Raw genomic sequence first — 10,266 nt, 5'->3', positions numbered from 1 at the left:
CCAGCCATACTGGCCGCAGCTCGTTCGCAGCGACTGTTCGATCGGATCGAAATCGAGCGGCGTCTCGGCGAAGGAAATGAAGACCAGACCGGATGCGACGCGGACATGAAGCTTCTTCAGCCCGTGCGCCGTGCGGTCGAAATCCTTTGGCATCAGGCGGGCAGCGCGCAACGATCCGTCATTGGAATAGGCCCAGGCGTGGTAGGGGCACACGAACATCTTCGCGTTGCCCTTCTGCTTGGTGCAGACCTCGGCGCCGCGGTGGCGACAGACGTTGAGCATGGCATGCACGGTGCCATCCATGCCGCGTGTCAGGATGACCGCCTCGTCGCCCAGTTTGAACAGCTCGAAATCGCCGGGGTTCGGGATAACGCTGGCGTGGGCCAGGCAATGCCAGTGGCGGCGAAAGACCCGTTCCATGTCGCGCTCGAAGATCGCCGGGTCATGATAGAAGGCACGCACCAGGCCGTGGCCTGGCCGATGAGATGCCACCAGCCGATCGATCGCGTCGCCGTCGGTGGGGGCTTGCTGGATAGGATGCACACTCATTTGTCGTTCTGCCCGATGGTTGGTCGTGTATGGCTGTATGGCTGCACGAGACTTGTCTCCGGTCAGCCGCCCATATGCGTGCGCGGCAGGTGGATCAGGTTGCCGAAACGGGCACGCAATCTGTCGTCGACCTGTTTTGGCACATGGCGCGGAAATCGTTCGGCAAGAATGCGCTTCTTCTCGGTGATCGCACGCAGCAATATATCAGGCCGGCCTTTTTCGTTCCATTCCTTCGGCGAGGAACGATCGCCGAGGGCAGGATAGAAGTGCTCGGTCTGCATCAGCTTGAGCGTTTGTTCGTTGTCGAGATAGTGGCCTGGACCCTTGAGGCAGACCTCCGCGATGCTGTCGATCGACAGGGCCTCGTCAGTCACGTCGATGCCACGCGCGCAGCCCAGGCAATGACCGAGCATGTCGTTGTCGATGACCAGGCTCTCCAGGCAGAAGCCGAGCAGCGAGGCATGCATGCCGGCCGCCTCATAGACGAGGTTGAGGCCGGAGAGGCCGGCCATCACATTGGTGATGCCCTTTTCGTAGCCGGACTGAATATCGGGCAATTTCGAATCCGTCATGCCGGCGGCGGAGCCACCGGGCAGGTCGTAGAATTGCGCCATCTGGGCACAGGCCGCCGTTGCCACCGACTGCTCGGCCGACCCGCCGGCCATGGCGCCGGTGCGCAGGTCGGACATGAACGGCCATGCGCCGAAGATCGCCGGATGGCCGGGCTTGAGCGCGTTGACATAGACCAGGCCGGCCAGCACTTCGGCCACTGCCTGCACGACGGCGCCGGCCATCGCGGCGGGTGCCGTCGTGCCCGACTGGCCGGTCGACAGCAGCAGGATCGGGATGCCGCCTTCGACGCAGGCCTCGAGCACGCCGCAGGCATCCTCGGCGAACCTCATCGGCGGCACGACGAATGAATTGGAGTTGGAAACGAATGGCCGGGCGCGGAAATTCTCCTCGCCTCCGGCGATGGCGTACAGCATTTCAAGTGCAGGCTTCACGTTCTCACGCACCGTGAAGGATGTTCCGACGTGCTTCGATGTTCCCATCACACAGGCATAAAGCGTGTTGAAATCCATCTCGAGCGGATCGGCGATGTCGCGCGCCACCATCGGCCGCTGGAAGAAATGAATGTTGTCCAGCCCGTCGACGATGCGGGCGGCATCATAAATATCCTGCAGCTTGGATTCGCGGTACTCACGCTTCTCCAGATCCACCAGGTGCACGGCGATGCCTGCCGTGCCGTAGTGCACGCGCTTGCCCTGGACCACCATGTCGTGCCTGGGGTCCTGGCCATGAAGCGTGAAATGTCGTGCCGCCCGCTTGATGGTGTCGAGCACGAGCGCGCGCGGAAAGCGGACCCGGCCATCGTCGCCATGGATCGCCCCCACCTTGGTCAGCACCTTTATGCAGGAAGGAATGGCGTTGGCGAAACCCACTGTCTCCAGAAGCGTCAGCACGCCTTCGTGGATACGCTCGCGGTCATCCCCGCGAAGCGGCCCGTAGCCGCCGCCCTCGATGGCCTTGTGCTGTGGTCTGGCATCCTCCACCAGGGGAGATGATCGCATGGCATGTCCTGTTTCGCGAAGACCGGAGCGTTGTGGACGACGGTTCGCCGGCGTGTCCTGCTGTTCGACAGCCACTGGCATGGAAGCACTCCAACTTCGTCGGCAGGAACTCGTGGCGGTTGGTCCACCATCGGCCTGCTTCTTCCCCTGATGACGCCGACTATGCCGCCGGCACTGGCCCATCCTATGGGCCAGCTGGCTCAGTTCCATGTGCCAGAACTAAAATACCGGAGCCGCTGCGAGCGGCTCCGGTCACGAGAGGTCGATGATGGATCAGGCGGCCGCGGGTCTGCGTCCGGCGGCCGTGGCCAGTTCGCGGATGCCTGGCTCGATGTGCTGTAGCGCGATCGACGAGATGCCCAGCCGCATGAAACGCGAAGGCTTTTCAGTGCGATCGAAGAAGCGGTCGCCTGGCTCGATGATGACGCTGCGCGAGGCCGCTGCCTCGGCAAGCCCGCGCGAATCGGTGCCGCGCGGCCCTTCGAGCCACAGCGACGTACCGCCGGCCGAATCGGTCGAGCGCCATTCCGGCAGGAAGGCGGAAATCGCATGGACCAGCCGCTTGCGCCGCTCGTCGAAGGCTGACGACAGCCGCCGCACCAGCGCCTCGTGGTGGCCGAGCGACAGGAACAGTGCGACGGCGCGCTGATTGTTGGCCGGCGGATGACGCAGCATGAAGCGGCGCAGCGCCCGGAGCTCCGCGATCAGTCCGGCAGACGCCACGATGTAGCCGAGCCGCAGGCCGGGAGCCAGCGTCTTGGACATCGAGCCGACATAGACCACGCGGCCGGAACGATCGAGGCTCTTCAGCGCTTGCTGCGGTGCCTCGTCGAGAAGCTGGCTGTCATAGCCGTCCTCGATGATGATCTGGTTGTAGCGGTTGGCGCGCGCCAGAAGATCCTGCCGCCGTTCCGCCGACAACGGCACCATGGTCGGGCAATGATGGCTGGGCGTGACGAAGACGAAGCCGGAATCATTGGGAATAGAAGCAGTTACGATGCCGGACTGGTCGACCGGCACCGGCTGTATCTCTGCGCCCGCAAGGCGGAAGATCGAGCGCGCGTCGGGGTAACCGGGGTCCTCCATCGCCACCTTGGAGCCCTTGGACATCAGCAGCGTCGCCAGCATGTAGAGCGCGTTCTGGGCGCCCAGCGTGACGATGATCTCGTCGGGATTGGCGAAGATGCCGCGCCGGGGCAGGAGCCGCGCCTGGATCTGCTCGATCAGCAGCGGATCGTCACGGTCGACCATATCGGATGCCCAGTTGCGGATTTCCAGCACGGCAAGCGCCATGCGGTTGCACTCGCGCCATTCAGCGGTCGGGAACAGCGCCGGGTCGAACTGCCCGTAGACGAAAGGATAGGACGACTTGATCCAGTTCTCGTGCTTGGCCGGCGGCGGCATGTCGCTTGCGGCGATCTTGCGGCGTGCCTTCCAGTCGATCTCATTGGCCTGGTCGGGCGCCTTCTGGTGCGGCTTGGCCGGTGTCGCCAGCACATCGGGATTGACGAAATGGCCACGCCGCTCGCGCGCCACCAGGAAACCCTGGTCGACGAGCTGCTGGAACGCCAGCACCACGGTTCCGCGCGCGACGCCGAGTTTTTCGGCCAGGATGCGGCAGGAAGGGAGCGGCATCGAAGCGGCGATCTGGCGGTCGAGAATGGCGGCTACGATGGCCTGGCGGATCTGCGCCTGCAGGGTTTGGCCGGATTCGGCCGAAATCCGGAACAGGCCGGACCATATCGCCGTGTCGTTTCGCTGTGGCATGGGAGATTTCCTCGATGGCCAGCCTTTTTCGTTTGGCTGGACCAGCCGAACGTAACCGTGGCACAAGGGGTTGCGCCAATCAATTTTTCTGATCGTTGGGATTTATGCCAGTGATCCTTCACGTCCTTTTGATGCCGCGTTGCGGCATCGTGGGGTGACGCGGCGCTTCATCCCGGCGATGACATCGTGCGTCATGGCGGCGTGTGGGTGTGCGTCATCGCTGCGCATTGATACGGGTGGAGTTCGGCCCGATAGATTGTCGCGACGACACGCGCCGGAAACATCCGGTCCGTAATGATGGCTCGAGGTCTCGGAGTTTGGCAGTGGATCAATCGTCCTTTCAAAAACAGCTCGCCGCCTTGCGCGACCACCGCGCGGCGGCGCCCGCCAGCATGCGCCAGACCTTCGCCGCCGATCCCAAGCGGTTCGTGGAATTCTCCGCCACCGACGGCGATCTGCTGCTCGACTGGTCGAAGTGCGCGGTCGACGCGACCACCATGGAGCAGCTGGAAAAGCTCGCGCAGGCCGCCGATCTCGAAGGCCGCCGCGCCGCCATGTTCGCGGGCAAGAAGATCAACGTCACCGAGGACCGTGCCGTGCTGCACACGGCGCTGCGCAACCTGACCGGCAAGGGCGTCACCGTCGATGGCCAGGACGTCAAGGCGGACGTCATCGCCGTGCTCGACGCCATGGGCGCCTTTGCCGATGCCGTGCGCTCGGGCAAGGCGGCCGGCGCCACCGGCAAGAAGATCACCGACATCGTCAACATCGGCATCGGCGGTTCCGATCTCGGCCCGGCCATGGCGACGCTGGCACTGGCGCCCTATCATGACGGGCCGCGCGCGCATTACGTCTCCAACATAGACGGCGCCCATATCCACGACACGCTGAAGGGCCTCTCCGCCGAGACCACGCTTTTCATCATCGCTTCCAAGACCTTCACCACCGTCGAGACGATGACCAATGCGCAGACGGCGCGCGACTGGGTGGAGAAGGCGCTCGGCAAGGAAGCGGTCGGCAAGCATTTCGCCGCCGTCTCGACCGCGCTCGACCTGGTGGCCAAGTTCGGCATCGCGCCCGATCGCGTCTTCGGCTTCTGGGACTGGGTCGGTGGCCGCTATTCGCTCTGGGGTGCCATCGGCCTGCCGGTGATGATCGCTGTCGGCCCGCGGAATTTTCGCGCCTTCCTTGATGGCGCGCATGAGATGGACGAGCATTTCCGCACCGCGCCGGTGCAGGAGAACCTGCCGGCGCTGCTGGGACTGGTCGGCTGGTGGCATCGCGTGATCTGCGGTTACCCGGCGCGCGCCGTCATCCCTTACGACCAGCGCCTGTCCAGGCTGCCGGCCTATTTGCAGCAGCTTGACATGGAATCGAACGGCAAGAGCGTCACCCTCGAAGGCACGGCGGTGACGACGCCGACCGGACCGCTGGTCTGGGGTGAGCCCGGCACCAACGGCCAGCATGCCTTCTTCCAGCTGCTGCACCAGGGCACCGATTTCATCCCGGTCGAATTCCTTGCCGCGGCCGTCGGCCACGAGCCCGATCTCAAGCACCAGCATGATCTGCTGCTCGCCAACTGCCTGGCGCAGTCGGAAGCGCTGATGAAGGGCCGCACGCTGGACGAGGCGCGCGCCCAGATGCTGGCCAAGGGCATGAAGCCGGCCGAGGTCGACAAGATCGCGCCGCACCGCGTCTTCTCGGGTAACCGTCCCTCGGTCACCATCCTCTACAGAAAGCTCGACCCGCGCACCTTCGGCCGGCTGATCGCGCTCTACGAGCACCGCGTCTTCGTCGAGGGCACGCTGTTCAACATCAACTCCTTCGATCAGTGGGGCGTCGAACTCGGCAAGGAACTGGCCACCGGCCTGTTGCCTGTCGTGGAGGGCAAGGAAAGTGCCGCCAATCGGGATGCATCGACCGCTGGCCTTGTGGGATTCATCCAGCATTTGCGTGGCTCGGAGTGAAAAGCTTGGCAGACATCAAGGGAATATTGTTCGACAAGGACGGCACGCTTGTCGACTTCAACGCCACCTGGCTCGGCGTTGCCGACTTCATGGCCATGGATGCGTCGGAAGGCGATCGCTGGAAAGCCGACAGGCTGCTGGCCGCTGCCGGCTTCGATTTCGCCAACAAGCGTTTCAAGCCGGACTCCATCTTTGCCTCCGGCACCAATCTCGACGTCGTCGAATTGTGGTTCCCACGCCTGTCCAACGAGGATCAGATGCTTGCGGTTGCCCGCTTCAACGAGATCACCTCCGTACAAGGCTCGGCGATGGCCGTGGCGCTGCCGGGCATCGTCGATACGCTGACGGCACTGCACAGGAAATCCTACCGGCTTGGCGTCGCCACCAACGATTCGACCAGCGGCGCGGAAAAGACGCTGGTCACGCTCGGCGTCGCTCAATTGTTCGACGCGGCCTATGGCTACGACGCGGTGGCCAATCCGAAGCCGGCGCCCGACACCATCCAGGCCTTTAGCGATCTCACCGGCCTCAAGCCGGCGGAAATCGCCATGGTCGGCGACAACCGGCACGACCTCGAAATGGCACGTGCCGGCGGCTGCGGGCTGGCGGTCGGCGTGCTCTCCGGCACCGGCACCCGCGAATCGCTGGCCGGCATTGCCGATGTGGTTCTGGATTCGGTCGCCGACCTGCCGGATTTTCTCTCGGCGCGGGTCAGGGAGACGATCTGACGGGAAAGGCTAGGTCAAACTCGATTCACCTCGGGATTTTCTGCCAATGGCCGAGATGGGGGAGCAGTCCATGGAAACTATCGAGCTTCTGGTTTGTTTTCGGACACAATGGGCCACTCATCAGCAGAACAAACGTACCCGCATTTGCCGCACCTGATCTTGGCGCTTTGCGCTGTCGATGTCTTCGCCTGGCTGAAGATCGAAGCCCCGATTTTCGCATTTTGGGCAAACTGTGAAACCGATACGTTGAACAACTTTAATCCACGCCACTCGACTTCTCCGACCAACGGCTAGTCGAATCTATTTTCTGCCCTCGATGTTTGTCCACAATGAGTAGAATTTAGGCTTGCTCTGTGGCGTCAGCGCGCTCCCTCCTCAAACGAAAAGACGCCGCTAAGCCTCGTCGCAGCCCCCTTCGCGTCGCCGAAATCCGGCACCTTGTATTCGGCGAGCAATCGCAGCCGGGACAGCGGCAGGTCGTTGCGGCGGGGATCTCCGACCAGCACCTCGATGCCGGCCGCCAGGCAGCGGTCGAGGAACGGGATAACCCGCAGAGCAACCTCAGGGCCGTAGAACACGTCGCCGGCAAGCACGAGCTCGACCGCCGGCGGGGGACCCGTGGTAATGTCCTTGTCGACAATGGCGATCTCGACGCCGTTGGCCGCGGCATTGAGGCCGATCGCGGCAACGCCGTTACGGTCGATCTCGGCGGCGATCACTTCGCGCGAACCGGCCTTGGCTGCGGCGATGCCGACAAGGCCGGAGCCGGCACCAAGGTCGAGCACGCGGCGACCGGCTACCGTTTGCGGATGATCCAGTATATGGCGCGCAAGCACCGCGCCGCCGGCCCACACGTAAGCCCAGTAAGGCGGCTGCGGCTCAGGTCCATTGTTGTCCGCCTCGATCGTGTCGTCATCGTCGTCAGCGCTTTGGTGCGTATCGGTAAGCCGTCTCAGGCCACTGGCCGGGTGCGGTGTAAAAAGCTGGATCTCAGGCACCGACGGCACCGGGGCGAGGCGCATGTTCGTCCTGATGAACTCTGCCGGGTCAGGACGGCAAGGTGCATCTACGGCATCCGCGCCGCCGGCTGCAATCATTCGCGCAGCGCTCGCCGCAGGATCTTGCCGACCGGCGTCTTCGGCAGTTCGGTGCGGAATTCGATGTATCTGGGCCGCTTGTAGCCGGTCAGGTTCTCGCGGCAAAAGGCGGTCAGTGCCTCGGCGGTCAGCGCCGGATCCTTCCTGACCACGAACAGTTTCGGCACCTCGCCCGAATGCTCGTCCGGCACGCCGATCGCCGCCACTTCGAGCACGCCCGGATGCATCGCCACGACTTCCTCGAGCTCGTTGGGATAGACGTTGAAGCCCGAGACCAGGATCATGTCCTTCTTGCGGTCGACGATCTTGGTGTAGCCGCGCTCGTCCATGAAGCCCATGTCGCCGGATTTGAAGTAGCCGTCCTTGGTCATCACCTTGGCGGTCTCATCCGGCCGGTTCCAGTAGCCCGCCATCACTTGCGGCCCCCGGATGCAGACTTCGCCGACCTCGCCGAGCGGCAAATTGTTGCCGTCTTCGTCGCGGATGGCGATCTCCGTCGAGGGCAGCGGCAAGCCGATGGTGCCGGTGAAGTCGCCGGCGGTGAACTTGTTGGCGGTGGCCACCGGCGAGGTTTCCGAGAGGCCGTAGCCTTCGGTGACCGAACATCCGGTCAGCGCCTTCCAGCGTTCGGCGACGCCCTTCTGCACCGCCATGCCGCCGCCCAGCGTCAGCACCAGCGGCTTGAAGTCGAGCTTGCGGAAATCCTCATTGTTGAGCAGCGCGTTGAACAGCGTGTTGAGGCCGGGAAAGATGTGCACCGGATATTTCTGCAATTCCTTGACGAAGCCTGGGATGTCGCGCGGATTGGGAATGAGCACATTGCGGGCGCCCTGCTGCATGCCCATCAGCGCGTTCACCGTCAGCGCGAAGATATGATAGAGCGGCAGCGCGCAGATGAAGTTGGGATGCGCGGGTTTCGGCTTGATCGTGTAGGCGTCCTCCATCCACTGCGCGTTCTGCGCGACGTTGGCGAGCACGTTGCTGTGCAGCAGCGTGGCGCCCTTCGAGACGCCCGTGGTGCCGCCCGTATATTGCAGGAAGGCGACATCGTCGGCTGCCACCTTGGCCGGCCTGAAGCCCATACCGGCGCCGGCCTTCATGGCGGCATTGAACTTGACATGGCCGGGCAGCGACCATGCCGGCACCATCTTCTTCACGCGGCGCACGACGAAATTGACGATTGTGCCCTTCAGCCCGCCAAGCATGTCGCCCATCGCGGCGACCACCACATGCTTGACCGCGGTCCTGGCGATCACCGCCTGCAAGGTGTTGGCGAAGTTCTCCAGGATGACGATGGCTTGCGCCCCGGAATCCTTCAGCTGGTGTTCGAGCTCGCGCGGCGTGTAGAGCGGATTGATGTTCACCACCACATAACCCGCTCGCAAGATCGCCATCATCGCCACCGGATATTGCAGCACGTTGGGCATCATCAGCGCGACGCGCGCGCCTTTCTGCAGGCCCTTCGATTGCAGGTAGGCGCCGAAGGCCGCCGACAGCCGCTCGACATCGGTGTAGCTGATGGACTTGTCCATGCAGGTGAAGGCCGGCTGCGCGGAAAACTGCTTGCAGGCGGCGACGAGGAAATCGCCGATCGAGCTGTAGGGCAGGGCGCCGATCTCCGCCTGCACGTTTTTCGGATAGCTCTTGAGCCACGGCTTTTCCGGCAAGCCGGCGGCCAGCGCCGTCAGCGCTTTCGGCAATCGGTTGGCGGTGGCGTCGGCCGGCTTTGCCGCCGGTGGGGCCTTCACCGCTGCCGCGGCCTTCGAGGCCGGCCTGGCAGCGGGCTTTGCCGCACCCGCTTTACGCCCCGGCGCCGTCTTTCCGGCCGCAGCCTTGGCCGGGGCTTTCACCGCCGGCTTTGTGCTTGCCCTTACAGGTGCCGCGGCCGCCTTCGGCTTGGCGGCTTTGGCAACGGGTGCTTTCGGCTTGGCAGTACCGGCTGCTTTCGACGGCGCCTTGGCTCCCGCTTTCACCGGCGCCGTCGTCCTTGATGCTTTTGCCAACCGTTCCTCCCTGGACAAGTCTTGTTCATCCGTGCCGCACTCGCCCCTGAATTGGCAAGGGCGTCCTCCGCTGCGGCCGCTACACCCTATGTATTGCCTCCCTTGGTGAGCGTGCAAGTCTTGCCCTTGCGGCAACGCGGCGAAAGATTTGCCGTCGAAAGTCTTTGCCGCCGCCAGCGCTCCAGGCGGTGTCCTGACGCATCCCACGGCCGCTCGGAAGCGCCGGGAACATTTATATCGTCAGCCTGGCGATCAATAAAAAAATTCGGCTGTTAATAATCTCGTGAACGGAAGAAACGGCTAATTTTTTCTGCAATTTGGCAAAGTTGCGGATTTTTTTCCTGCTTCCCGCGGGGTAAGCAAACGGGGTGTTCCAAAGCCGGAAAAACGGTGCTTATATGCGCGCTTCGCGAGCCTGATAGAGGGGCTTGGAAGAACATCAGGGAGTGCTCAATGAATAAGAAGCTGACTTTTGCAGCCGCGTTGCTGGCTGCAAGCGTCCTGGGCGGCATGGCCAATGCGAAAACTCTGGTCTACTGCGCGGAAGCTTCGCCGGAAGGTTTCGATCCGGCGCCGTATACCGC

The 10,266-nt window shown here is 63.5% G+C and carries 7 protein-coding genes; 2 read left to right on the top strand and 5 right to left on the bottom strand.

What is annotated here, in order from left to right; genetic code table 11:
* The 3 genes from ENZ75_RS09385 to ENZ75_RS09375 form a co-directional block, all read right to left on the bottom strand.
* A partial coding sequence (locus ENZ75_RS09385; RefSeq protein ID WP_164887771.1) for a Rieske (2Fe-2S) protein occupies window positions 1–549 on the bottom strand: 549 nt, incomplete at its 3' end.
* A gap of 62 nt (window positions 550–611) precedes the next feature.
* A complete protein-coding gene (locus tag ENZ75_RS09380; protein WP_027161820.1) occupies window positions 612–2,201 on the bottom strand; it encodes a trimethylamine methyltransferase family protein in 1,590 nt (529 codons plus the stop codon).
* Window positions 2,202–2,393: 192 nt separating this feature from the next.
* Window positions 2,394–3,887, bottom strand: a complete 1,494-nt coding sequence (locus ENZ75_RS09375; protein ID WP_024503382.1) for a PLP-dependent aminotransferase family protein — start codon at window positions 3,885–3,887, stop codon at window positions 2,394–2,396.
* Between the two features lie 323 nt (window positions 3,888–4,210).
* Here ENZ75_RS09375 and pgi point away from each other — a divergent pair, with 323 nt between their 5' ends.
* Together pgi and ENZ75_RS09365 are read left to right on the top strand one after the other, a co-directional pair.
* A complete protein-coding gene (pgi, locus tag ENZ75_RS09370) occupies window positions 4,211–5,854 on the top strand; it encodes a glucose-6-phosphate isomerase (RefSeq protein ID WP_082826639.1) in 1,644 nt (547 codons plus the stop codon).
* A gap of 5 nt (window positions 5,855–5,859) precedes the next feature.
* A complete protein-coding gene (locus tag ENZ75_RS09365; protein ID WP_063169934.1) occupies window positions 5,860–6,582 on the top strand; it encodes an HAD family hydrolase in 723 nt (240 codons plus the stop codon).
* A gap of 359 nt (window positions 6,583–6,941) precedes the next feature.
* On the opposite strand, the gene ENZ75_RS09360 is transcribed toward ENZ75_RS09365, so the two are convergent.
* Entirely contained in the window at window positions 6,942–7,679 is a 738-nt protein-coding gene (locus ENZ75_RS09360) for a methyltransferase (protein WP_027161817.1), read from the bottom strand.
* Window positions 7,676–9,682, bottom strand: a complete 2,007-nt coding sequence (locus tag ENZ75_RS09355; RefSeq protein WP_063169935.1) for a long-chain fatty acid--CoA ligase — start codon at window positions 9,680–9,682, stop codon at window positions 7,676–7,678. Before ENZ75_RS09355 ends, ENZ75_RS09360 begins: the two co-directional genes overlap by 4 nt.
* Between the last annotated feature and the right edge of the window lie 584 nt (window positions 9,683–10,266).

This window comes from Mesorhizobium sp. M7A.F.Ca.CA.002.04.1.1, from assembly GCF_004022805.1.
In the GTDB taxonomy this organism is placed as follows: domain Bacteria; phylum Pseudomonadota; class Alphaproteobacteria; order Rhizobiales; family Rhizobiaceae; genus Mesorhizobium; species Mesorhizobium ciceri.
This window is presented reverse-complemented; position numbering and strand designations above follow the sequence as displayed.